General features: G+C 61.7%; 18 protein-coding genes. 8 read left to right on the top strand and 10 right to left on the bottom strand.

All coding sequences use genetic code 11. From position 1 onward, the window contains the following. The first annotated feature begins 23 nt into the window (after window positions 1-23). The 3 genes from KHO31_RS02430 (at window position 24) to KHO31_RS02420 (ending at window position 3,972) form a co-directional block, all read left to right on the top strand. Window positions 24-1,367 (top strand): dicarboxylate/amino acid:cation symporter, encoded by a 1,344-nt coding sequence (locus KHO31_RS02430; RefSeq protein ID WP_236071044.1) that lies wholly within the window; start codon window positions 24-26, stop codon window positions 1,365-1,367. A gap of 481 nt (window positions 1,368-1,848) precedes the next feature. After that, complete coding sequence (locus KHO31_RS02425; protein WP_201108092.1) at window positions 1,849-3,531, top strand: acyl-CoA synthetase; 1,683 nt, start codon at window positions 1,849-1,851, stop codon at window positions 3,529-3,531. A gap of 60 nt (window positions 3,532-3,591) precedes the next feature. After that, window positions 3,592-3,972: a DUF5594 family protein gene (locus KHO31_RS02420; RefSeq protein WP_201069808.1), complete on the top strand. Its 381-nt coding sequence runs from the start codon at window positions 3,592-3,594 to the stop codon at window positions 3,970-3,972. Here KHO31_RS02420 and KHO31_RS02415 read toward each other — a convergent pair whose 3' ends face one another. The 6 genes from KHO31_RS02415 to KHO31_RS02390 all read right to left on the bottom strand — a co-directional run bounded on the left by KHO31_RS02415 (window position 3,973) and on the right by KHO31_RS02390 (window position 11,892). After that, a complete protein-coding gene (locus KHO31_RS02415) occupies window positions 3,973-5,556 on the bottom strand; it encodes a methyl-accepting chemotaxis protein (RefSeq protein WP_201069806.1) in 1,584 nt (527 codons plus the stop codon). Window positions 5,557-5,577: 21 nt separating this feature from the next. Beyond that, window positions 5,578-7,377, bottom strand: a complete 1,800-nt coding sequence (locus KHO31_RS02410; protein ID WP_201108093.1) for a methyl-accepting chemotaxis protein — start codon at window positions 7,375-7,377, stop codon at window positions 5,578-5,580. Between the two features lie 408 nt (window positions 7,378-7,785). Beyond that, window positions 7,786-9,897 (bottom strand): phosphocholine-specific phospholipase C, encoded by a 2,112-nt coding sequence (locus KHO31_RS02405; RefSeq protein ID WP_211622628.1) that lies wholly within the window; start codon window positions 9,895-9,897, stop codon window positions 7,786-7,788. 81 nt (window positions 9,898-9,978) lie between these two features. After that, window positions 9,979-10,305: a hypothetical protein gene (locus KHO31_RS02400; RefSeq protein ID WP_201069803.1), complete on the bottom strand. Its 327-nt coding sequence runs from the start codon at window positions 10,303-10,305 to the stop codon at window positions 9,979-9,981. A gap of 137 nt (window positions 10,306-10,442) precedes the next feature. Continuing rightward, entirely contained in the window at window positions 10,443-10,904 is a 462-nt protein-coding gene (locus KHO31_RS02395; RefSeq protein WP_201108095.1) for a RidA family protein, read from the bottom strand. 115 nt (window positions 10,905-11,019) lie between these two features. After that, window positions 11,020-11,892 (bottom strand): IclR family transcriptional regulator, encoded by an 873-nt coding sequence (locus KHO31_RS02390; protein ID WP_201069801.1) that lies wholly within the window; start codon window positions 11,890-11,892, stop codon window positions 11,020-11,022. Between the two features lie 118 nt (window positions 11,893-12,010). Between KHO31_RS02390 and KHO31_RS02385 the strand changes: the two genes are divergently transcribed. The 3 genes from KHO31_RS02385 to KHO31_RS02375 all read left to right on the top strand — a co-directional run bounded on the left by KHO31_RS02385 (window position 12,011) and on the right by KHO31_RS02375 (window position 15,941). Next, window positions 12,011-13,213, top strand: coding sequence for an aminotransferase class V-fold PLP-dependent enzyme (locus KHO31_RS02385; RefSeq protein WP_211622627.1), 1,203 nt, complete (start codon window positions 12,011-12,013; stop codon window positions 13,211-13,213). A gap of 161 nt (window positions 13,214-13,374) precedes the next feature. Continuing rightward, window positions 13,375-14,490 (top strand): porin, encoded by a 1,116-nt coding sequence (locus KHO31_RS02380; RefSeq protein ID WP_407945919.1) that lies wholly within the window; start codon window positions 13,375-13,377, stop codon window positions 14,488-14,490. Between the two features lie 80 nt (window positions 14,491-14,570). Beyond that, on the top strand, window positions 14,571-15,941 hold the full coding sequence (locus KHO31_RS02375) for a GntT/GntP/DsdX family permease (RefSeq protein ID WP_201069798.1): 1,371 nt from the start codon (window positions 14,571-14,573) through the stop codon (window positions 15,939-15,941). 137 nt (window positions 15,942-16,078) lie between these two features. Here KHO31_RS02375 and KHO31_RS02370 read toward each other — a convergent pair whose 3' ends face one another. The 4 genes from KHO31_RS02370 to KHO31_RS02355 form a co-directional block, all read right to left on the bottom strand. Beyond that, window positions 16,079-16,909 (bottom strand): alpha/beta fold hydrolase, encoded by an 831-nt coding sequence (locus KHO31_RS02370; protein WP_201069796.1) that lies wholly within the window; start codon window positions 16,907-16,909, stop codon window positions 16,079-16,081. Between the two features lie 8 nt (window positions 16,910-16,917). After that, the gene (locus KHO31_RS02365; RefSeq protein ID WP_211622624.1) at window positions 16,918-18,510 is read right to left on the bottom strand and encodes a benzoate-CoA ligase family protein; all 1,593 of its coding nucleotides are present in this window, start codon (window positions 18,508-18,510) and stop codon (window positions 16,918-16,920) included. A 94-nt stretch (window positions 18,511-18,604) separates the two neighbouring features. Further along, complete coding sequence (locus KHO31_RS02360) at window positions 18,605-20,203, bottom strand: 3,4-dehydroadipyl-CoA semialdehyde dehydrogenase (protein ID WP_211622622.1); 1,599 nt, start codon at window positions 20,201-20,203, stop codon at window positions 18,605-18,607. A gap of 8 nt (window positions 20,204-20,211) precedes the next feature. Then, complete coding sequence (locus tag KHO31_RS02355; protein WP_201069790.1) at window positions 20,212-20,691, bottom strand: DUF4863 family protein; 480 nt, start codon at window positions 20,689-20,691, stop codon at window positions 20,212-20,214. Window positions 20,692-20,875: 184 nt separating this feature from the next. On the opposite strand from KHO31_RS02355, the gene KHO31_RS02350 reads away from it, so the two are divergent. Next, window positions 20,876-21,880, top strand: coding sequence for a helix-turn-helix transcriptional regulator (locus tag KHO31_RS02350; RefSeq protein ID WP_201069788.1), 1,005 nt, complete (start codon window positions 20,876-20,878; stop codon window positions 21,878-21,880). A gap of 117 nt (window positions 21,881-21,997) precedes the next feature. After that, a complete protein-coding gene (gene boxC, locus KHO31_RS02345) occupies window positions 21,998-23,668 on the top strand; it encodes a 2,3-epoxybenzoyl-CoA dihydrolase (RefSeq protein WP_201069786.1) in 1,671 nt (556 codons plus the stop codon). Window positions 23,669-23,708: the final 40 nt, after the last annotated feature.

Here is a 23,708-nt window from a genome sequence, read left to right as displayed (position 1 = left end):
TTGCCTTTAAAAACGGAGGAGACATGAAACGCAAACCGCTCTATAAAGTTCTGTACGTGCAGGTGATTGTGGCGATCGTTATTGGTGTGATCGTGGGCCATTTCCTGCCTGCGGATGCCATGGCGATGAAACCGCTCGGCGACGCCTTCATCAAACTTGTGCGCATGATCATCAGCCCGGTGATTTTCTGCACTGTCGTGACCGGCATTGCCAGCATGCACGACATGCGCAAAGTGGGCCGCGTGGGTGGCAAAGCTTTGCTTTACTTCGAAGTGGTATCGACGCTCGCCCTTGCCATCGGACTGCTAGCCGCGCATGTACTGAAACCCGGCGCGGGTTTTAACGTCGATCCCGCCACACTCGACGCCGGCGCAGTATCTAGTTACGCCGCGCAAGCCGCGCACGGCGACGGGCTCGCGGGTTTCTTCATGCACATCATCCCGGAGACGTTCGTCGGCGCGTTCACGCAGGGCGATATTCTGCCGGTGCTGCTGATCGCCATGCTGTTCGGCACGGCGCTCGCGGTGATGGGTGAACCCGCGAGACCAGTCATTGGCTTGATCGAACTGCTGTCGAAGACCTTCTTCCGGATCGTGCGCATGATTACGAGCCTCGCGCCGATTGGGGCATTCGGCGCCATCGCGTTCACGATTGGAAAATATGGCATCGTTTCCTTGCTGCCGATGTTGAAACTGATCGGCGCGTTCTATCTCACGGCGTTCCTGTTCGTCACGTGCGGCCTCGGCTTGATTGCGAGGGCATGCGGCTTCAGCTTGTGGCGTTTTGTCGTGTACATCAAGGATGAACTACTGATCGTGCTTGGCACGTCGACATCCGAAGCGGCCTTGCCGCAGTTGATGGAAAAACTCGAACGACTCGGCTGCTCTCGCGGGATTGTTGGGCTGGTCGTGCCGACGGGTTACTCGTTCAATCTTGACGGCACCAATATCTACATGACGCTTGCGGTGCTATTTCTCGCCCAGGCCACGAACACCCATTTGACGATTGCTCAGGAGATCACATTGCTGGCAGTGACGATGCTGACGTCGAAGGGGTCGACTGGCGTCACGGGGGCAGGATTTATCACGCTGGCCGCGAGTCTTTCTGTCGTGCCGACCGTGCCGGTGACCGCGATGGTACTGATTCTCGGCATTGACCGTTTCATGTCCGAGTGCCGCGCGCTGACCAATACGATGGGTAACGGCGTGGCGTCGATCGTGATTGCCGCATGGGAGAAGGAACTGGATCGCGACAAGCTCAAGGCGGCGTTGTCGAGGCCTGTTGCCACGTCTAGCGCAGCCACCGCGGAGGAGGGGACGGCGACGACATTGTTCGAGAGCGAGACGGTATACGACAAACCAAATTAATTGAGCCAAGCTCAAAAAACTCCGAACAAACGAAGAATTGCGCACCACGGAGACCGCGCCGGCCCACCCCATTGGTTTCCCTGACAAACCCATCCGCGACGCACGCCGTGCGGAGTGGGCGCTGATGAGCCCTTTGTCACCAACGCGGAATGTGCGAGAGCACGGATTCCAGATGCACCACTACCGCAACTGTGCGAGGGCCCCGCTTAAGAATTAGCGGTTTGAGCCGCTTTCTTTGCTTATCTTTCTTTGCGGCGGCAAAGAAAGTAAGTGCCGCCCCGCACAGGGGCAACGCCAATAGACCACTAACAAAACAAGGAAAGGCCAACACCACAAAAGCACAGACAAAAAGCCCTCCACGTGAAAACACGCAAAAAAAAAGAGACCAAAACCATAAAAAAACCAAACTCCCACCACGCGCCCCAAACCCTTGAGCTAAACTCAAAAAACGTTAGGAAAGAGCCAGGTAAAGGGAGCCCCAATGAACCTCGACAACCAGACCTACGAATCGCTGACAGCCAACTTCGCCTGGCGAATCCCACCGCACTACAACATCGGCGTCGACGTCTGCGACAAATGGGCCGACGGCACGAGCCGCCTCGCCTTAATCTACGAAGACCCCGAAGGCAACACCACCCGCTACACATTCGACGAACTAAAGTCACTATCAGACCGCTTTGCAAACGCGCTACTCACATCCGGCGCGCAACGAGGCGACCGCATTGGCATTTTCCTGTCACAGTCCATTGAAACGGCGATCGCCCACCTGGCCGCATACAAAGCCGGCATGGTAGCGGTACCACTCTTTGCGCTATTCGGCGTCGACGCAATCGAACACCGCCTCAACGACAGCGGCGCCGTCGCGCTAATCACCGACACCGCAGGCGTGCAGAAAATCAACGAAATCCGCAGCGCGCTACCAACCCTGCGCAACGTATTCAACGTCGACATCGACAGTGACAACAACGACCAGCAAGCCCCAGCGCGCTCGTTCTGGCAAACACTGAACACCGCATCCGCCGACTTCACACCAGCCGATACCGCCGCGGACGACCCCGCGGTCATCATCTACACCTCCGGCACCACCGGCAAGCCGAAGGGCGCCTTGCACGGCCACCGCGTGTTGCTCGGCCATCTGCCGGGTGTCGAACTGTCCCAGCAGGGCTTCCCTGCACACGCGACGCTGATGTGGACGCCCGCGGACTGGGCCTGGATCGGCGGGCTATTCGATGTGCTGCTGCCATCGTGGCATCACGGCGTCGCGGTGCTGGCGCGCCGCTTTGCGAAATTCGACGGCCACGCCGCCTTCGACCTGATGGCGCGTCACGCGGTCTCGCATACATTCCTGCCGCCGACCGCGCTGAAGATGATGCGCGGCGTCGAGCGTCCCGAACGCTGGACGCTCGCGCTGCGCTCCGTGGCGAGCGGTGGCGAATCGCTCGGTGAGGAATTGATCGGCTGGGGACGTAAAGCGCTGGGCGTGACGATCAACGAGTTCTATGGACAAACCGAATGCAACGTTGTGGTGTCGTCGTGCGCGGCGTTGTTCGAACCGCGCTTCGGCGCGATCGGCCGCGCGGTGCCGGGACATCACGTGGCGATCATCGACGCCGACGGTAACGAACTGCCGCAAGGCGCAATCGGCGATATCGCCGTAGCCGCGCCCGACCCGGTAATGTTCCTCGGCTACTGGGGCAACGAGTCGGCAACCCGCGAAAAATTCCGTGGCAAGTTTCTGGTCACCGGCGACCTGGGCACGCGCGACGCAGACGGCTTTATCCGCTTCGTCGGCCGTGATGACGACGTGATCACGAGCGCCGGTTACCGGATCGGACCGGCCTCGATTGAAGACTCATTGCTGCGGCATCCGGCGGTATCGATGGCCGCGGTGATCGGCGCGCCGGATCGCGAGCGCACTGAGATCGTGATGGCGTTTGTGGTGCTGAACCCCGGTTTCATCGGCGATGAGGCACTGGTGCGCGAGATTCAGCAGCATGTCAAAACGCGCCTTGCCGCGCACGAATATCCGCGCGAGATCCGTTTCGTGGAAAGCCTGCCTCTGACCGCAACCGGCAAGGTGATTCGCAAGGCGTTGCGTGCGGAACTCGTGCAGGACGTGGAGAATCCTGCCGAAGGGATTCCGCGCACGCCGCGTCTTCCGTGAATGCGGCTGGTTTCGCGTGCTACGATGCTTCGCTCGTTGTGAAGAACGCCGGAGACATAGATGCGCCAAGAGAGTGCCGCCCGTTTCGATGAACAGTTTGCGCCTCGCATCGCCGAGGCTATCGGTGCGTGTTTCGCCACGACCGTGCACACCGAGGTGCTGCCTTACGGCGGGCATGGGCATCCCACACGCGTGCGGATTCACGCAACGCCGATCGAAGACCTGCGCCACTACCCGCATCCTTTGAATCTGTTTTTGACCTGGGACAGCGACGAGATCGAGCGGTTGATGGGGGCGGAAGGGCCGGCGCGTTTCGCCGGCTATCTGGCGGCGTTGCCGCGCAAGCTCGAAGCCTGGCGCCATGTGCGCGAACTGGATTTTGTCTCGCACACGCAGGCCGAGCCGACGGTATTGCTCGGCGGCCTCGACTTCGAGTCTTGATTAAGAAACCGCGGCGCCGATCCGGAAGAAGCTTACGCTTTGCACCAGACCTGATGCCTTGCTCTGCACCGCATCGGCCGCGGCGGCCGCTTGCTCCACCAAAGCCGCATTGCTCTGCGTCACCTGATCCATCTGCGTGACTGCATCGTTTACTTCCGCAATGCCCGCTGCCTGATCGACACTGGCGGTCGCAATCGCCTCGACGATGCGCGTCACGCTGCCCGCGCTTTGCACCACACCGTCCATCGTACTGCTCGCGTGGTTGATCAACTGCGTGCCGGCGTCGATGGTGGCGACCGACTCACGAATCAGCGCCTTGATCTCGCGCGCGGCATCGGCCGAGCGTTGGGCCAGGCTGCGCACTTCGCTCGCGACAACCGCGAAGCCGCGCCCTTGCGTGCCGGCACGCGCCGCCTCGACGGCTGCGTTGAGGGCGAGAATGTTGGTCTGCGCGGCGATCGCCTCGACTACGGCGATGATATCGACGATGCGTTTGGATGCCGCGTCGATCTGGCCCATTGTGCGTACCGCATCGGTCATCACGATGCCGCCGTCGCGCGCCGCTTGCGCAGCCGTTTGCGCGAGTGTGGTGGCTTCGCGCGCGCTGCTGGCGTTGCGCTGAACCGAGTCCGTGAAATGCTGCATCGACGCGGCGGTTTCTTCCAGCGAGGCGGCCTGTTGTTCGGTACGCGCCGACAGGTCGAGGTTGCCGGCGGCGATCTCCTGCGTGGCCGACGAGATCGTCTGCGCGCCTTCGCGAATTTCGCTGACGATATTGCGTAAGCGCTGGTTCATTTCATTGAGCGCGACCAGCAACTGGCCGGTTTCGTCGCGGCTCATCACGGCGACGTCGGCGCGCAGATCGCCTGCCGCAACCGCTTGCGCGACACCCACCGCCTGCCGCACCGGCAACGTGATGCTGCGGCTCAGGAACCAGATCGCGACGGTGCCCGCGCCGAGCGCGCAGATCACGACCGATAGCAGCAGCGCGCAGGCAAGCGTGTACGCCTGTTCCGCGGCCTCGCCCGTGCGCACGTTGGAATCTTGCGCTTGTTGCATCACCGAGGCGACGATGTCGTCGATAGCGGCGGTCGGTGCGCGGTCGATGCCTTTGACCAGACCGTCGACGACGTGTGCCGTATTCGGATCGGTCGCGTCGTAGTGCTTGAGCGCGTCGAGGTAGCTGTCCTGCAGCGAGGCGTGTGTGGCGAGCGCCTTGTCGACACCGTCCACGTTGGCGCCGAGCGCACTCAACTGATCCTTCAATCGCAGCAGGGCGGCGTGCGTCGTGCCGCTTTCCTTGCTGAAGGCGTCGCGGTATTTGGTGAACGAAGCCGGATCAGCGCCCCGCAGCAACAGGTCTTTCCATTCCTGCACCTGCTTCTTGAATTCGACTTGCGCGACGCGTGCGGTGTCGGCGGCTTGCGCATACTGGCTGAGCGTTTGTGCAGACTGAATTTGCAACGCGTGCGTATTCGACAATGCGTGCCAGCCTTCGAGACCCACCACCATCGTGGCGGCGAGCAGCACAGCGCCGAGCAGCGCCAACTTGACGGCGATCTTCAGATTTCTATAGAACGTCACTGCGATTTCCTTTGGCGAACCTTAGTCCAGCTTGAATTGCGTCACGGCACTCGCGAGACTCACGGCCTGGCTTTGCAATGCAGCGGCGGCCGCCGTGGATTCCTCGACCAAGGCGGCGTTCTGTTGAACCATTTCGTCCAGCTGGCTGACCGCGCGGTTTACTTCCTGAATCCCGCGCGTTTGCTCGTTGGCTGCCTGGGTGATTTCGGAAATGATGGTCGTCACGTTGGCGACGTTGCTGACGATCTCCGTCATCGTCGCGCCAGCCTGGCGCACCTGGCCCGACCCGGAGGTCACGCTCGCCACGGTCGCTTCGATCAGCGCCTTGATTTCCTTCGCGGCCTGCGCGCTGCGTTGCGCGAGGCTGCGCACTTCGCCGGCCACCACCGCAAAGCCGCGGCCCTGTTCGCCTGCGCGTGCGGCTTCCACCGCGGCGTTCAACGCGAGAATGTTGGTCTGGAACGCGATACCGTCGATCACGCCGATGATGTCGGAGATCTTCACCGAGGCATGTTCGATCTCGCCCATCGTCGTAATCACTTCGGCGATCACCACGCCACCGCGCGAGGCGACTTGCGACGCGGACACGGCGGTATCGTCGGCCTGCTTCGCGGCGCTAGCCGATTGCGTGACCGTCGAGGTGATTTCTTCCATCGACGCGGCGGTCTGTTGCAGGCTGGCCGCCGCGGATTCGGTGCGGCCCGACAGATCGACGTTGCCCGCGGCAATTTCATTTGCGGCCACGCGCACCGATTCGCTGGCATCGCGAATCTGGCGCATCACGTGGCTGAGCTTGTCGATGAAGGTATTGAACGAGCGCGCGATCTGCGCGACTTCGTCGTTGCCGATGGCCGGCAGACGTTGTGTCAGATCGCCTTCGCCCGAGCCGATCGCGTCCATCGCATCGCGTACTTTCGACAGGCGCTGGAACGATACGGCGGTGACCGCTGCCACGATAGCGGCGGCGATGGCAGCGATCACGATCAAGGCGATCACCGACGCGGTCAACAGCGATCGCATGCCCGCGGTCGCTTCCGATTTGTCGAGCGCGACAACGGCGTACCAGTCGGTGCCCGGAATGGCTTCGGCGCGCAGCAGCTTCGTGCTGCCGTTCACGTCGACTTCGACCGGGTGCTCGGCGCCGAAGAGCGCGGCCAGCTTGTCGCTGGTGAGAGCGGGTGCGAGGTCCGACACCGGCTTCAAGGTCAGCTTGGCGTCCGGGTGTGCGACGATATGGCCGCTTGCATCGACCAACATGCCGAAGCTCGCGGGCGTCGGATGAATCGCCTTGACGTTTGCAATCACGCTGTCCATGGCGACGTCGCCGGACACCACGCCTTTCACCACGCCGTCGCGCAACACGGGCGCGGCGAACGCGACCACCAGCTTGCCCGTGCCCACGTCCACATACGGCGGCGTCACCACCGGCTTACCCGCTGCGGCGGCCTGCTTGTACCAGGGGCGGCCGGTCGGATCGTAGTCGGGCGGAATGCCGGTCGGGTCGGAGAACTTCGCGGTCTTGTCCGCGTAGCCGACGTACACGTTGGTGAACTTGCCGGCTGCGGCGATCTGCTTCAACGCGGCGGACGGATCGGGTTGCAGCACGGCGTCCTGCAGCGAGTTGATCATCTGACTATTGGAGGCGATCCAATCTTCGATACCGTCGGCATGACCGCTTTCGACAGCGTTCAAACTGCTTTCGATCGCATCGGCGTTATACGAGTTGGCGACGACATAGTTGAGAACAGCGTTAGCAGCGAGCGCAACCACAACGATGGCGACGCACAGGGCGACGATGCGCGCGCGAATGGAGGAGAACATGTTGGGAGTCTTTCGGAGTAAGCAGTGAGCCGTAGTCGGTGAGGCGGGGGCCTCATACGCGGTATACGGCGCGGGCAGTGGGGACTTGAGCGGGTAATGCTTTCAGTTTCTGACGGTTGCCGGGAGAGCCGCTTGTGGCGGCGCGCCGCGATGCTACACACTTTTTCTTTCGATGCGGGGTTTTCAATAGATGCCGAAACAGCGCCTCTGCAATGGATCGCGAAGCGTTGTATTCGTATGACGATAACGGTGGAGATGACTCGGTGTGCCGAAGCACGCAGATGGTTTCACATCAAAGGAGAATGCAGATGATGCCGCGATCGATGCGCGATGGCGCGAATGCATAAAAAAACGGCCGCTGCTTTTTATCGCAGCGGCCGTTTCTCTCGGTACGGACTGGATTGAAACTTAGCTACCCAGCGCCGGATCGCTCATGCTGCTCTTGCCGGTTTCCACGTGTCCGGCGAAGCGTCGCGCGAACGACGGGTCCGTGTCGACCGTAATGACCAGGTCGTACCAGCCGTATGCGTTGCGCAGATCGAGGTACAACTGTTCGGTATCCCCGCCGCGTACCGAGTGCTTGACCACGTTGTTCGCGTCATAGGCATTGACGATGGTGAACTGGCAGTGCGCGCTGCCCACGTTCTCCAGCCGCAATTGCAGGTTGCCGTTCACGACATCGTAGCCTTCGGCGACTTCCGGACGGGCGATATCGGAGCCGTTCCACCAGCTTCTCGCGACCGGTTTGCCCGCGAAGCGGCGCAGAAAACCGTTCGGGCCGTAGACCGTGAAATCGTACGTGCCGTCGATATTCAGCGGTAACTGATCTTGCAACCGCTTGCCGGCTTCGACCGTATACGTAAGCGGTGCGGCGAGGCCATTCGCTGCATAGACGAGAAACACCGCGCCGGTGTGGCCCGTGTTGACGAAGCGCATCGTCAGCTTGTTGGCCGAGCCTTCGCCGTGCACGCGCACGAACAACTCGTACGGCAGAGCGCGAGCCGGTCGTACGCCGGGTTCCTGCTTCGGCACCGCTTGAAGGAGCGGCGGCAGCGGCACATAGTCCGGATGCCGATTCTGATCGGGCGGCACGTAGCCGCTCGTGCTCGGCAGCGTCGGGAATGCATCGTTCGGGGTGCTGAAGTTGAACGCCGACATCAGATCGCCGCACACCGCGCGACGCCACGGCGTGATGTTCGATTCGCCGAGATTGTGCTGCTGGCCAAAGCGCTTTTCGATGAAGCGGATCACCGACGTATGGTCGAACAATTCCGAGCACACATAGCCGCCTTTCGACCACGGCGACACCACCAGCATCGGCACGCGTGGGCCGAGTCCGTACGGACCCGCGGCCGTTTTGCCGTTGCCCGGATAATTTTCATTGCTGGTATCGACAGTGGACAAGCCGTTTGCGCTCGATGCCGGCGCGAACGGCGGCGCCATGTGATCGAAGAAGCCGTCGTTCTCGTCGTAGTTGATCAGCAGGACGGTCTTGCTCCACACCTCGGGATTCGACGTGAGAATTTGCAGGACCTGATCGATGTACCACGCACCGTAGTTGGACGGCCAGTTCGGATGTTCGGAATACGCTTCCGGCGCGACGATCCACGAAACCTGCGGCAGCGCGTTGTTCTGCACGTCGCGCTTGAGGATGTCGAAGTAGCCGTCGCCGTTCGCTGCGTTGGTGCCCGTGCGCGCGTTGTCATAGAGCGGGTTGCCCGGCTGCGCGTTGCGGTACTGGTTGAAGTAGAGCAGCGAGTTGTCGCCGTAGTTGCCGATGTACGGGTTCTGCGTCCAGCCCCACGAGCCGCTGGCGTTGAGGCCGGTACCCATGTCCTGATAGATCTTCCAGGTGATGCCGGCGTTCTGCAGCACTTCCGGATACGTGGACCAGCCGTAGCCGAGTTCCGAGTTGTCGATCACCGGGCCGCCGCCGCTGCCGTCGTTGCCGACCCAGCCACTCCACATGTAATAGCGGTTCGGGTCGGTCGGGCCCATCAGCGAGCAGTGGTACGCGTCACAGATCGTGAAGGCGTCGGCGAGTTGATAGTGAAACGGGATGTCGTCGCGCGTGAGGTAGGCCATCGTCGTGGTGCCCTTGGACGGCACCCATTGATCGTAGCGGCCGCCGTTCCATGCTGCGTGCGTGCTGGTCCAGTCATGCGCGAGATCCTGCAGGAATTGCAGGCCGAGGTTTGGCGCGGTGGGCCGGAACGGCAGCACGTAACCGACATCCGCGGCAAGCGGCTGATACCACACCGGCTTGCCGTTGGGCAGGTTGATCGCGCGCGTGTCACCGAAACCACGTACGCCCTTGAGCGTGCCGAAGTAGTGGTCGAACGAGCGGTTTTCCTGCATCAGCACGACGATGTGCTCGACGTCGCGAATGCTGCCGGTCTTGTTGTTGGCGGGAATCGCGAGCGCGTTGCGAATGCCCAGCGGCAACATGCTCAACGCGGTGGCGGAACCCGCGGCGTGCGCGGCGGAGCGTAGAAAATCACGGCGATTTTTTGAGGTCATGGTATTGGCTTTCGATCTTCAGTGAAGGAACGATGCACGCAACACGCGAGCCTCGCCCGCACGAAGCGTGACGCGCGAAACTCAGTCGACGGTGTGAATGACAGGTGTGGCGAGCGGCGTCGACGCGGCGGCGGACAATGCCGGGTCGGCGCTTGATGCAGGTAGTGCAGGGGTTTGAATCGTCACTGCGGGGGGCGCGGGTGCAACGGAGGACGGATTCGCCGACAGAGCCGTGGCGGTGTTGCTGTCGCTGGTGGAGCTATCGGTGGAACCAGCCGCGCGCGTGTCCGGAGTTTTGTCATCGTCGTTGCCGCAAGCGCCGAGCAGCACGCAGAGCGACACGGCGGCCAGTGCGCCCGCCAAACGTTTGCTACGGAAGGCAATGGACGGCTTCGACACAACAGACATGGCAATGTCTCCGGCACGGGGAAGATGCGCCAGGGCATCCATGTGCCCAGGTTAGCGATGCGCAAGAATAGTCGCTGACCTGTGTAACTTTTGTGAAGATGTGGAAATTTGGGTATTTGTTGAGATTTGGGCGGCAGTCAATCCTCGATCGCGACGATAGCCTCGATCTCGACGGTAATATTGCCCGGCAGCGAGCCGACACCGACCGCCGAGCGCGAATGCCGACCGGCATCGCCGAATACATCGACGAACAGATCCGAGCAGCCGTTGATCACGTGCGGATGCTCGGTGAAATCCGGTGTCGCGTTGACCATGCCCAGCAGCTTGACGACACGCTTCACGCGTCGCAAATCGCCCAGTTCGTTATGCAGCACGGCGAGCAGATTCAGGCCGACCAGTTGCGCGTGCCGATACGCTTCGTCCACGCTGACGGTGGCGCCGACCTTGCCGGTCATCAGCGAGCCGGTTTCGTCGAGCGGACCCTGGCCAGACAGAAACAGCAGGTTCCCCTCGCGTGTGCAGTGCGTGAAATTGCCGATCGGCGTCGGCACTTGCGGGAGCTTGAGGCCGCGCGTGTGCAGCCGGTCGTAGCAGTTCATCGATGGGGAAGTAATGGTGAGCGGTCTTTAGGGAGTCAGCATTGCGTGCGGGACGGGACTAAGGGCTTTGGGTTTTCGGGTTTTCGGGTTTTCGGCTTTTCGACGTTAAGCGGCGTTAGGCTGCAGGCTCCTGCTCGCGATGCCGCCAGCCGAGGCGCGCTTCGATACGCGCGGCCACTGCCTGCACGGCTTGTGCGAAACGCTCGGTGCCGAGTGCGGCTTTTGCCTCGGGCATCACGATCGAAATCGTGAAGACGCACGTGCCGGTGTTATCGAGCACGGGCGCCGCGAGACAGGCCACGGATGCATCCGATTCGCCGATCTGAATCGAGAGCCTCGCCTCCAGCGCTTCGCGCGCAATCTGTGCAAGCACTTGCGGGCGGGTTTCCGCGCGCCCGGTAGGTGAGCTTTGCGCGTGCTGGGCGAAGAACGCAACCCGTTCGGCATCCGGCAGGTGACCGACGAGCAAACGGCCAGACGCGGTCCAGTTGAGCGGCACGCGACTGCCTACTCGCGACGTCACACGAAAATGCCCCGGCCCTTCGGCCATTTGCTGCACGACCATCATGCCGTCTTCGAGTCCGCAGACCTGCACGGTCTCTTCGACTTCCGCCGAGAGACGCTGCATTTCTTCATGAGCGACCGCGAGGTAGTCGAGCGAACTGGCATACGTCAAGCCGTATCCATACAGACGCGAGCCGAGCCAGATCGTGCCGTCCACGCGCCGCGCCAACAGGTTCTTCTCGACCAGATCGTTGATGATCGAGTACACGGTGGACAGCGGCGCGCCGACCATGCGCGCGACTTCATACGCGGTGGCGGGACGGTTCGCCTGCTGGAGCGCGTCGAGAATCTGCACGGCGCGATCGATCGCGCTGGTGCGCGTGCGCGGCGCGGCGCTTTCGTCCCGGCTTTTAGCCTGGGTTGCGGCGGCGGGTTCCGCTGCGGGTGCTGCTTCGGACGCGGAAGGTCGGGACGTGCGAGCCATCGTGCTCCTCTGAGGCGGGTTGTTTTTGTCCAGTTGACGCAGGGTGATTGTATGCTAAACTGATCCGCAATTACAACATATATTCCATAATTAAGAAATACCAGGTTGGAGGCGCTTCATGGACATTCGCTCTCGCTTTGGCTTACGCCCTGTCATCAATGCTTCGGGCACGATGACGAGTCTTGGCGCGTCCAGTGTTAGCGCGCCGGTGATCGACGCGGTCGCGCAGGTACTGCCGCAATTCGTCGAGATCGACGATCTGCAACGCAGGGCTTCGGCGGCGATTGCCGAAGCGTGCGGCAGCGAAGCCGGGTATATCACCGCATCGTGCTCGGCGGCGATCACGCTTTGTATTGCAGCCACCATGACGGGCGACGACCCCGGCCTGATCGAACGGCTGCCCGACACGGCCTCACTGGAGCGCCACGAAGTCGCGATTCAAACCGGCCACCTCGTCAATTATGGCGCACCGGTGGACCAGGCGATCCGTCTGTCCGGCGCGCGCGTCGTGCCGGTGGGCGCGGCGACCGAAGCACACGGCTATCAGCTGAATACCGCCATCACCGAACGCACGGCTGCAGCGCTTTACGTGGTGTCGCATCATACGGTGCAATTCGGCATGATCCCGCTCGAAGAATTCATTGCGGTCGCGCACGCGAAGGGCGTGCCCGTGATCGTCGATGCGGCTTCCGAATACGACCTCAAGCGATTCATTGCGGCCGGTGCCGATATCGCGCTCTACTCGGCGCACAAATTTCTCGGTGGGCTGACCGCCGGCATCGTCGCGGGCAAGAAAGCGCGGGTACGTGCTGCGTATTTCCAGAACGGCGGCATTGGCCGCGGCATGAAAGTGGGCAAGGAAGGCATTGTCGGCGCGATCGCCGCGCTCGAACAATGGCAGCGGCGCGACCATGTCGCGGTTCGCGCCCGCGAACGCGGCTACCTCACGCTGTGGCGCGAGACCTTGAATCGTTGCGACGGCGTCTGGGCGGAGATCGATGCCGACCCGACCGGCAATCCGCTCGACCGTCTGAAACTGCATATCGATCCCAAGCAGGCTCGTATCACCGCATGGGATCTCGCGGATGCGCTCGCGCGGCCGCCCGAAGGCGAGGTGCCGGTGATCGTGCGCGACCATGAAGCGGAACTGCATTTCTTTTTCCTCGACCCGTGCAATCTGCACCCGGGTGAAGAACAGATCGTACTGGCGCGGCTCACCGCCGAGCTCGAGCGCGCACGGCAGTCGCCGGAACCCGTCGTCACACCGTTCTACCAGCGCGACGCGCGCCGCATTGCCGCGCGCCGGAATTGGCCCGACTGATTTTCTCCCGCTTCATATCGATTCATCGATGACCGTTGTTTGACCGTAGCACCGGACTCCATTCCGGTGCCGCTTTGACTTGCCCGCTTAGTACTACTGATACCGCCGGAACATCCACGTGTAACCGGCGTTCGCTTCTCTATCGACTTGAGGAAACCATGATGCACAAACAGATTCTTCGTACGGCCATCGCGTTCGCTGCCGCCGGACTCGCCGCGCAAGCCGTCCACGCGCAAAGCAGCGTGACGCTGTACGGCATTGTCGATGCCGGCTTCACCTTCACCAATAACCAGAAGGGTGAGAAGGCGTATCAGACGACGCAGGGCAACGTGCAAGGTTCGCGCTGGGGCCTGCTCGGCACCGAAGATCTGGGCGGCGGCAACAAGGTGCTGTTCAAGCTCGAAAATGGCTTCAGCCTGGAGAATGGCGCATCGGGTCAGGGCGGTCGTATGTTCGGCCGTAGCGCATGGGTTGCACTTTCCAATAGCAAGGCGGGCACGATCACGCTCGGCCGTCAGTACAACAGCGTGCAGGACTATCTGTCGAACATGCAGATCAATGGCGTCGGCGCAATGAGCCAGTATGGCAACGCGATCTACGACAACGACGATATCAACAACACGTACCGTACCAACAACGCGGTCAAGTACACCACGCCGACGTATGCAGGGTTCACAGCAAACGCGATGTACGCGTTCTCGAATACGGCGGGGCAGTTCGCCAATAACCGCGCATGGAGCGTCGGTGCCGATTATGTGAACGGTCCGCTGCATCTGGACGCGGCTTACTCGCTGGTCAATCAGCCGGCCACTAACACCACGGGCGCGGCGCCTTCGGACAACTACTACAACACCGGCTCGTCGATCATCAGTGGCGTGCAGCGCAACCAGGTGTGGGGTGCAGGCGGTTCGTACGTGTTCGGCCCGGCAACCGTCGCGCTGCTGTACACGAATTCGCAGTTCCAGTTGCTCAGCGGTGGCAGCCTGCGTTTCGCCAACTACGAAGCCAGCGTGAAGTATCAGTTCACGCCGGCTACGCTGCTTGCGCTCGGCTACATCTACACGACGCAGAACACCAGTGGTACGACAGCCACCAATGCGCATTACAACCAGGTGAGTGTCGGCGGCGAGTACTTCCTGTCGAAGACCACCGATCTCTACCTGAACGGCATCTACCAGCGCGCATCCGGTTCGCATGCATGGGTCGAAGGCATTTCGAACCCGTCGAGCAACAACGGACAGTTCGTGACCGTCGCCGGCATCCGCCACAAGTTCTAAGTCCGCCCGCCCGCGCTGTGCGCATACAACATTCCGCTTAACGGAAGCTGCGGCGCGGATCTTTCTCTTCAGGAGCACCTATGGCGACCGTTCAAGGAAGTCTGTTACTCGTCTATGCATTGATTGCCATCATCGCGTTGGTCGTGCTGATCGCGCGCTTCAAGATGAATCCGTTCATCACGTTGATGATGGTGTCGGTGGCGTTGGCGCTCGCCGTCGGCATGCCGGCGACGTCGATTCTCAAGTCGTTCGAAACCGGCGTCGGCGGTACGCTCGGCCACATTGCCATCGTGGTCGGCCTCGGCACGATGCTCGGCAAGATGATGGCCGAATCGGGTGGCGCGGAACGTATCGCGCGCACGCTGATTGACCTGTTCGGGCCGAAGAACGTGCATTGGGCGATGATGTGCATCGCGTTCCTCGTCGGCTTGCCGGTGTTCTTCGAAGTCGGTTTCGTGCTGCTGATTCCGATCGCGTTCAACGTCGCCCAGCGCACCGGTACCTCGATGATTCGTGTCGGCATTCCGATGGTGGCGGGTTTGTCCGTCGTGCACGGGCTGATTCCGCCGCACCCGGCTGCATTGCTCGCTGTCACCGCATACAACGCGGATATCGGCCACACGATTTTCTACGCGCTGATCGTCGGACTTCCGACTGCGGCGATTGCGGGTCCGCTGTTCTCCAAGCTGATTGCGCGCTTCGTCGTGCTCGACGGCATCAATCCGATGGCGCAGCAGTTCATCGAACAGGACGCGAAGCGCTCGCACCAGGAACTGCCGGGCTTCGGCATCACCTTGTTGACGGTGCTGTTGCCGGTGTTGTTGATGCTGGTCGGCAGTTGGGCGGATGTGATCGTGCCGGCCAAATCGTCTCTGAACAACGCACTGCGTCTGATCGGGCACCCGGACATGGCTTTGCTACTGGCGGTGCTGTTGAGCTTCTATACGTTCGGCAAATCACGCGGCTTTAACCGCGAGCAGATCCTCAAGTTCACTAACGAGTGTCTTGCACCGACTGCGGGTATTACGCTGGTGGTGGGAGCGGGTGCGGGTTTTGGGCGCATTCTGATCGATAGCGGCGCGTCGAAGGCGATCGTCGATGTAGCGACCGGCGCGCATGTGCCCCTGTTGATTCTCGCGTGGCTGGTAGCGGCGTTGATTCGCGTCGCGACGGGTTCTGCAACGGTGGCCATGGCGACGGCGGCAGGCATCATTGCACCGATCGCCGCAGCGGCGGCGGGCACGGTAGGCGGTGTGCGGCCCGAGTTGCTGGTGCTGGCCACCGGTGCGGGTTCGCTGATCCTCTCGCACGTGAACGACGGCGGCTTCTGGCTGGTGAAGGAGTACTTCGGCATGACTGTGCCGCAAACCTTCAAGACGTGGACCGTCTGCGAAACGATCATTTCGGTGACGGCGCTGGTATTGACGTTGGGCCTTTCGACCGTGATTTAAGCGGGGTGGCTTTGCCGCGGCGTGTCTTGCGGACGCGCCGCGATTTTGCATTGCGCACTTGTTCGCGCGACTATTACTGCGATCCACACGCTAGAAAAGACACGATAGCCTGGCGAGAGAGCGTGCTCATGCGATGTTCAACGCTGCCGCGCAACAAACGCTGCAATCGCCTCGTTCAACGCATCCGGTGCATCGCGATGCGGCGAGTGCCCGCAAGCGTCCAGTTTGACTAATTGCGCATGCGCAACGCGCTCGCTGATCGTATCGATCTGCGCCATCGTGCCGTAGTTGTCGTCGTGACCTTGCACCGCGAGCAGAGGTTGCCTGATGGTGTCCAGTTCACCGGCGATGTTCCATTCCCTGAACGCAGGATTCAACCAGATATCGTTCCAGCCGTAGAACGCGGAATCGACGTCGGCGTGATAGCGGCTTAGCTTGCTGCGCAGATCAGTAGTTTCGTAGAGTTGCTTGGTCTGCGCGATGCTTTCCACCGAGATATCTTCGGCGAATACATGCGGTGCGATTGCCACCGCGCCGGCCAATGCATCCGGATACAGCGCCGCGTACAGCAGCGTAATCGAGCCGCCGTCGCTGTGGCCGACCAGCCACATGCGTTTGCGTTCATGCATGCCGATATCGAGCGCATCGAACAGGGCCGGCAGGATATCGCGCGCTTGCGCGGTCATGAAGTCGACCGGCCATTTGACGTCATGCTCACGCGGTGTGGAGAGTCCGTAGCCGGGCCGCGAATAGACGAGGCCTCGCATGCCGAGCCGCTCGCACAAGGCTTGCGGCCAGTCGCGCCACATCGCGACGGAGCCGAGCCCTTCATGCAGGAAGACGGCGATGGGCGCAGTGCCCGCCGCTTCATTCACCCAACGATATTCGATGCGCAACGGCCCATGCGATGCCGTGGCGGCTAATTCTACGAAATCGCTAGCAACGGCCGTGGTTGTGGGGTTCTGCATGGATCACCTTATGACAGTTCGCGCAGTTTGAAGCGTTGGATCTTGCCGGTCGCGGTTTTCGGCAAATCATCGACGAACAGGATATCGCGCGGATACTTATGCGGCGCGAGCCGTCCCTTGACGAAAGCTTTCAACTCATCCGCGAGTATCTCAGACGGCGTGAATTCACGCTTCAACACCACAAACGCGCGAGTCTTTACGAGGCCGCCGTGATCCACGCCGACCACCGCCGCTTCGAGCACCGCGTCGTGCTGTACCAGCACCATCTCCACTTCGACCGGCGATACATACTGGCCGCTCACTTTCAGCATGTCGTCGCTGCGGCCCGCATACACGTAGCAGCCGTTCGCGAGCCGGCAGTACTTATCGCCGCTGCGAATCCACTCGCCGAGGAACGTCGCGCGGGACTTCTCGCGATTGCTCCAGTACATCAGTGCCGCGCTCGGCCCTTTGATATACAGATCGCCGACTTCGCCGTCAGGTACCGCATGACCGGCTTCGTCGCGCAACTCGACTTCGTAGCCGGGAACGGGGCGGCCCGTGGTGCCGTATTCGACTTCGCCCGCGCGATTCGACAGGAAGATATGCAGCATCTCGGTCGAGCCGATACCGTCGAGAATTTCGCAACCGAAGTGCGCGGTGAAGCGCTCGCCGATTTCGCGCGGCAGCGCTTCGCCCGCCGACGTGCATACGCGCATTGCGACATCGACGCGCTCGGGCAGGTTGGGCGAGACGAGCATGCCCGCGTAGAGCGTCGGAACGCCGTAAAAAATGGTCGGGCGATGTTGCACGAGACGCGTGAAAATCGCGTCGGCGGTGGGGCGTTCGGCCATCAGTACGGCCGTAGCGCCGACCGAGAGCGGGAACGTCAGACCGTTACCCAAACCGTACGCAAAGAACAATTTGGCCGCCGAGAAAACCACATCGCTTTCGACGATGCCAAGAATCGGTTTCGCATACAACTCGGCGGTCCAGTACAAATTCGCATGCGTGTGGACGGTGCCTTTCGGTTTGCCGGTCGAACCCGATGAATACAGCCAGAACGCGATATCGTCGCAGCCTGTCGTGGACGCTTTGATGGCCGGTGTGGCCGCGTCGATCAGATCATTGAGTCGCGGCGCTGTTAAAGATTCGCTTTCGGGCGGCTGTGAGACGATCAACTGGCAACCGTCGTGTTCGGCGGTATCCATCGCCTGCGTGACATTCGGCAACAAAGCGTCCGATGCGATCACGGCGCGCGCGTGGCTGTGCGTCAGCATGTACACGTAGTCGGCGGCAGTGAGCAGGGTATTCGCGACGACCGGCACGACGCCCGCATAGAGTGCACCGAGAAAGACGATCGGCAGCTCGACGGTATCGAGCATCACCAGCAGTATGCGTTCTTCCGGATGCACGCCGAGTGTGCGCAATGCGCTCGCGAAGCGGCGGGCCCGTTCTTCGAGTTCGCCGTATGTGGTGGTGCCGGTGTCGTCGATATAAGCAGTCTTGCCAGCGCGCGATTCATTCAGTTGAAACAGGTAAGCCGCGAAATTGAATATCGCGGGCGGCGGCTCGACCGTCGCGGCGGGCTGATTCGCAGCCGGTTCCAGCAGGCCTTCCATATGTCTCCTCCATCGGGTGAGGCGGTCCGGCCGTTTTGTGCTCATGATCCGCGCGATGCTTGCTTTTTGCTCGGCTGTTGCTTGCCTCGTGACGCTACGCCGTGGGCAAATGAGTGGTTTGCGTTAGTGCGTCAATCGCAGCGCTCGATGCCTGAACGGCCGAGCGCCTGTGATAGAAACCCAGTGCACGCAGGCCGCCGAGTTCTTCGCCGCCGCCCGCGCGGCCCGGTCCGCCATGCAGCGACATCGGCATCACGTTGCCATGGCCGGTTTGACTCTGCTGGACTGACGGCGAGATCGCGTGGACGCGCCCATGCGAATCGGCGAGTTCGAGTGCGAGGCGGCCGAGATGTGCGTCGTCGTTCGAATAGATCGATGCGACGAGCGAGCCCTGACCGCGTCGCGCGAGTGCGACGGCGTGCGCTTCGGGAAGGGCGCCGTTTGCTGCGGCGGCGACGCGATAGGGCGCCACGGTCGCCACCGGTCCGAATACTTCGACGTCGTGCAACAGCGTCGCGCGATCGGGATCGTTGACCATGAACAGATGCGGCGCGACACAGGCCGCAATCGTTGCGTCCGCATCGACAAGCGGTGCAGACGAGCCGTCGTACGCGAGTACCGCTTCCTCGCGCAACGCGGCGATGCCGGCCAGCACGTTCTCGTACTGCTCGCGGCTTACGAGCGAACCCATCCGCACGGCTTCGTTGCGCGGATTGCCGACGGTGATTTTGGCGAGCTTTGCCTTGAGCGCATCGAGCACCGCTTCGAGCGATGCTTCCGGCACGAACGCGCGCCGGATTGCCGTGCATTTCTGACCGGACTTCACGGTCATTTCCCGCACCACTTCCTTGATGAACAATTCGAAAGCCGGCGTGTCGGGGGTGGCATCGGCACAGAGAATGGCACTGTTGAGACTGTCGGCTTCGACATTCAGACGCGCGCCGCGCTCGACGAAAGCCGGATGCGCGCGCAGTGTTGCGGCGGTTTGCGCGGAGCCGGTGAACGACACCACGTCGAATGCCTGAATCTGATCCAGCAGACCTGCGGAACTGCCGCAGATGACTGACAACGCGCCGGGCGGCAGAATGCCTGCGTCGACCACATCGGCAATCATTCTTTGTGTGAGCCATGCCGTCGCCGTAGCGGGCTTGATGATGACGGGCACGCCGGATAGCAACGCGGGTGCTGCTTTCTCCCACAAGCCCCACGACGGAAAATTGAACGCGTTGATGAAGAGCGCCACGCCGCGCGTCGGCGTGAGCACGTGCTGCACGCTGAACGATTGGTCTTTGCTCAACGATACGGCGTTGCCGTCGCGCAGCGCATGCACGTCGCCGAGCGACGCACCGAGTTTCGCGTAGTACGACAGTGTAAAAATTCCACCGTCGATGTCGACCGCCGAATCATTGCGCGTGGTGCCGGAGTTCGCGGTCGCGATCGCGTAGTAGTCGTCACGCTTCGCCTGCAGCAGTTTGACGATGTCGGCAAGACGGGCGGCGCGCTGTGCATAGGTCAGCTCACGCAAGGCGTCGCCGCCTTCTGCTCTAGCGAAGTCGAATGCATGGGCGAGATCCAGGCCCTGGCTCGACACGCGCACGAGCGCTTCACCTGTGATCGGATCGGTCAGCGTCACGCCTTCACCGCCGCCCGCGACCCACTGGCCGGCAACGTAGTTTTTCAATAGTTCGGTCATGATGAATCTCAGGCGGAGGTGGCAGCGGGAGTGAATTCGATCGCGCCTTGCGGCAACAGATACAGCACCAGCGCCTGTCCATTCGCGACGGTCGGGCGATGTGCGCTGCCGGGGCCGTACACGCACCAGCCGGCTGGATGACCGTCGAAGGTGGCGCCTTCTGTAAGCGGCATGATCAGATCGATTTCGCCGTTCGGATGCACGTGATGCGGACCGGCAATATCGTTCATGTCGACCACGTCGACGGAAAAGCCGTGGGTCTCCGGCAGTGGCTTGAAGATCCGGCCGTAACGAATGCCGCCGCCTTCGCGGTTGCACAGCCAGCCTTCCGCCACGCCGGTGCGGCAGGCATCGGCGAGCGTGCGGAAGGTTGCGCCGTCCGCGGGATAAGTGTCGTTGAGCCACGTGGCCAGTGCGCCGTCGAGCGGTCGGCCGGCGAGTTGCTCAGTCACGCCTGCAATCAGGCGTTGGAAGTCATGTGGGGACATGCGAGCCTCCAGGTCAGCACGCGCACGCACCTTAATTCATGCGTGTTGTTGCGCTGTCTCCGTGACGCTGCCGAAAAACCTCGACAGCGTTTGTTATTGGATCAATATTTGGCGAAAATTAACCGTTCACTCCGTGCGTGTCAAGCACTATAGTACATGTAACGCACTCAAGAGGCAGTTAAACATGAACCAAAATTACTCTTCCGCGCCGCTGGACGACCCTGCCGATGAGGACGCAAGCCGCGCGGGCCGGGCCGACGGCGGGGCCGACCGCGGAGCGGAGCGCGGCGGCGAGCGCGAGGAACGCGATCCTTTTCTGACGGCGATGGGCGAGCGCGTGCGTTTGTTGCGCGCGCGCCGTGGCATGACGCGCAAGACGCTGGCGACTGAAACCGGCTTGTCGGAGCGCCATCTGGCCAATCTGGAATCCGGTGTGGGTAACGCGTCGGTGCTCGTGCTGCGGCAGATCGCGACGACGCTGAACTGCCCGCTGGCCGAAGTGATCGGCGACGAAACCACCGCTTCCGCTGAATGGCTGCTGATCCGCGAACTGCTGCAAGGGCGCGACCAGGCGGCGTTGCAGCGCGCCCGCGTGGCGCTTGCCGAGATGTTCGCGCAAGCGCCGCGCGACCCGCATCGCAAGGACCGGATTGCGCTGATCGGCCTGCGCGGGGCAGGCAAGTCCACCTTTGGACGGATGCTCGCCCAGGAACGCAAGGTGCCGTTCGTTGAACTCACGCGCGTGATCGAACAACTCGCCGGATGTCCGCCGTCGGAGATTCATTCCCTCTATGGCGCGAGCGCTTACCGGCGCTATGAGCACCGCGCACTGGAAGCCGTGATTCAGGAGCACGAGCGCGCGGTGATCGCGTCGCCGGGCGGCCTGGTGTCGGAGTCGGGCACCTTCAACGCGCTGCTGTCGCACTGCTTCACCGTATGGCTGCAAGCCACGCCGGAAGAGCATATGCGCCGTGTCGTCGCGCAAGGCGACCTGCGGCCGATGTCCGGCAACAAGGAAGCGATGGATGACCTCAAGCGCATCCTGGCGGGGCGTGGCGAACTGTACGGACGTGCCGACATGATCTTCGACACCAGTGAGAAAACCTTGGCTGACGCCTACTTGCAGTTGCGAGACCGGCTTGCCGCAAGAATTGCGGCGGAATCGCCGGACGAAGCACGGGTGAGCTGAAATGCAGTGCGAGGTCAGGGTTTACTAGCAAACATGCACTAAAGTGCTTTACATGGGTATGACGATGCACTATTGTTCAAAAAACAAGTTTTGCACCGTCCAGTCAGGAGACGCCCCATGTCCGCAGCAGAAACCGCCGTCGCGCCGGTCGACTATCGCACCGATCCCTCGCAGTACAAGCATTGGAAGCTGAGTTTCAACGGTCCCGTTGCCACGCTCGGTATCGATATCGCCGAGGACGGCGGCATCCGTGACGGCTACAAGCTGAAGCTGAATTCATACGACCTCGGCGTCGATATCGAACTGCACGACGCAATCCAGCGCATCCGTTTCGAGCATCCCGAAGTCAAAACGGTGGTGCTGACGAGCCTGAAGGACCGCGTGTTCTGCTCGGGCGCGAACATCTTCATGCTGGGTCTGTCGACGCATGCGTGGAAGGTCAATTTCTGCAAGTTCACCAACGAAACGCGTAATGGTCTCGAAGACTCGTCGCGTCATTCAGGTCTGAAGTTTCTCGCTGCCGTGAACGGTGCGTGCGCCGGCGGCGGTTATGAACTCGCGCTCGCGTGTGACGAAATCTATCTGGTGGATGACCGCTCGTCGTCGGTGTCTCTGCCGGAGGTGCCGCTGCTGGGCGTGCTGCCGGGCACGGGCGGTCTGACGCGTGTCACCGATAAGCGCAAGGTGCGCCACGACCGCGCGGATATCTTTTGCACGGTCGTGGAAGGCATTCGCGGCGAACGGGCGAAAGCATGGCGTCTCGTGGACGAAGTCGTGAAGCCGAATCAGTTTGATCAGACGATTCAGGCGCGCGCACTCGAACTCGCCGAACAAAGCGATCGCCCCGCCGACGCACAAGGCGTGGTGCTTACGCGTATCGAACGCACCGATCGTGAAGACGGCCTGACTTATAAAACGCTCGACATCACGATCGATCGTGCGAAACGCATCGCCACCTTCACGGCGAAAGCCCCGCAAACCGAACAACCCACCGGGATCGACGCGATCGTTGCCGCCGGCACGAGCTGGTGGCCGCTGCAGTTCGCTCGCGAACTCGACGACGCGATTCTGTCGATGCGCACCAACGAACTCGAAGTCGGCACCTGGGTCTTCAAGACCGAGGGCGATGCCCGTAACCTGCTCGCCGCCGATGCCACGCTGATGCAGTACAAGGAGCACTGGTTCGTGCGCGAGACGATTGGCCTGCTGCGCCGCACGCTGGCGCGTATCGACGTGTCGTCGCGTTCGCTGTTCGCACTGATCGAACCGGGCTCGTGCTTCGCGGGCACCTTCGCGGAACTCGCGTTTGCCGCCGACCGCAGCTATATGGCGGCACTGCCGAGCAACGAAGACGAAGAACCGGCGATCACGCTGTCGGAAGTCAACTTTGGTCTCTATCCGATGGTCACGCATCAATCGCGCCTCGCTCGCCGTTTCTATGAAGAAACCGAGCCGCTCGATGCAGTGCGCTCGAAGATCGGCCAGGCGATCAAGCCAGTTGAAGCCGAGCGCCTTGGCCTCGTGACCGCGTCGCCCGACGATATCGATTGGGCCGACGAAATCCGCATCGCGCTCGAAGAACGCGCGGCGATGTCGCCGGATGCATTGACCGGTCTGGAAGCGAACCTGCGCTTCAACGGCCCGGAAACAATGGAGACGCGCATTTTCGGACGTCTCACCGCATGGCAGAACTGGATCTTCAACCGGCCGAACGCAGTGGGCGAGAAGGGCGCGCTCAAGGTGTACGGCAAGGGCAGCAAGGCGCAATTCGACGTCTCGCGCGTTTGATTCTTTTCGACGCGACGCAACGTAAATGAACGCGACGCCA

It is taken from the genome of Paraburkholderia domus, from assembly GCF_905220705.1.
GTDB lineage: Bacteria > Pseudomonadota > Gammaproteobacteria > Burkholderiales > Burkholderiaceae > Paraburkholderia > Paraburkholderia domus.
Note: the sequence above shows the minus strand (reverse complement) of the source record. Positions and strands in the feature narration are given on the sequence as shown.

Excerpts from the sequence above, each read along its gene's own strand:
- KHO31_RS02360 (WP_211622622.1), bottom strand. The coding sequence starts at position 20,203 with ATGACCGAACTATTGAAAAACTACGTTGCCGGCCAGTGGGTCGCGGGC.
- boxC (WP_201069786.1), top strand. The coding sequence starts at position 21,998 with ATGTCCGCAGCAGAAACCGCCGTCGCGCCGGTCGACTATCGCACCGAT.
- KHO31_RS02380 (WP_407945919.1), top strand. The coding sequence starts at position 13,375 with ATGCACAAACAGATTCTTCGTACGGCCATCGCGTTCGCTGCCGCCGGA.
- KHO31_RS02385 (WP_211622627.1), top strand. The coding sequence starts at position 12,011 with ATGGACATTCGCTCTCGCTTTGGCTTACGCCCTGTCATCAATGCTTCG.
- KHO31_RS02400 (WP_201069803.1), bottom strand. The coding sequence starts at position 10,305 with ATGTCTGTTGTGTCGAAGCCGTCCATTGCCTTCCGTAGCAAACGTTTG.
- KHO31_RS02405 (WP_211622628.1), bottom strand. The coding sequence starts at position 9,897 with ATGACCTCAAAAAATCGCCGTGATTTTCTACGCTCCGCCGCGCACGCC.
- KHO31_RS02375 (WP_201069798.1), top strand. The coding sequence starts at position 14,571 with ATGGCGACCGTTCAAGGAAGTCTGTTACTCGTCTATGCATTGATTGCC.
- KHO31_RS02395 (WP_201108095.1), bottom strand. The coding sequence starts at position 10,904 with ATGAACTGCTACGACCGGCTGCACACGCGCGGCCTCAAGCTCCCGCAA.
- KHO31_RS02430 (WP_236071044.1), top strand. The coding sequence starts at position 24 with ATGAAACGCAAACCGCTCTATAAAGTTCTGTACGTGCAGGTGATTGTG.
- KHO31_RS02350 (WP_201069788.1), top strand. The coding sequence starts at position 20,876 with ATGAACCAAAATTACTCTTCCGCGCCGCTGGACGACCCTGCCGATGAG.
- KHO31_RS02420 (WP_201069808.1), top strand. The coding sequence starts at position 3,592 with ATGCGCCAAGAGAGTGCCGCCCGTTTCGATGAACAGTTTGCGCCTCGC.
- KHO31_RS02355 (WP_201069790.1), bottom strand. The coding sequence starts at position 20,691 with ATGTCCCCACATGACTTCCAACGCCTGATTGCAGGCGTGACTGAGCAA.
- KHO31_RS02390 (WP_201069801.1), bottom strand. The coding sequence starts at position 11,892 with ATGGCTCGCACGTCCCGACCTTCCGCGTCCGAAGCAGCACCCGCAGCG.
- KHO31_RS02370 (WP_201069796.1), bottom strand. The coding sequence starts at position 16,909 with ATGCAGAACCCCACAACCACGGCCGTTGCTAGCGATTTCGTAGAATTA.
- KHO31_RS02410 (WP_201108093.1), bottom strand. The coding sequence starts at position 7,377 with ATGTTCTCCTCCATTCGCGCGCGCATCGTCGCCCTGTGCGTCGCCATC.
- KHO31_RS02425 (WP_201108092.1), top strand. The coding sequence starts at position 1,849 with ATGAACCTCGACAACCAGACCTACGAATCGCTGACAGCCAACTTCGCC.
- KHO31_RS02365 (WP_211622624.1), bottom strand. The coding sequence starts at position 18,510 with ATGGAAGGCCTGCTGGAACCGGCTGCGAATCAGCCCGCCGCGACGGTC.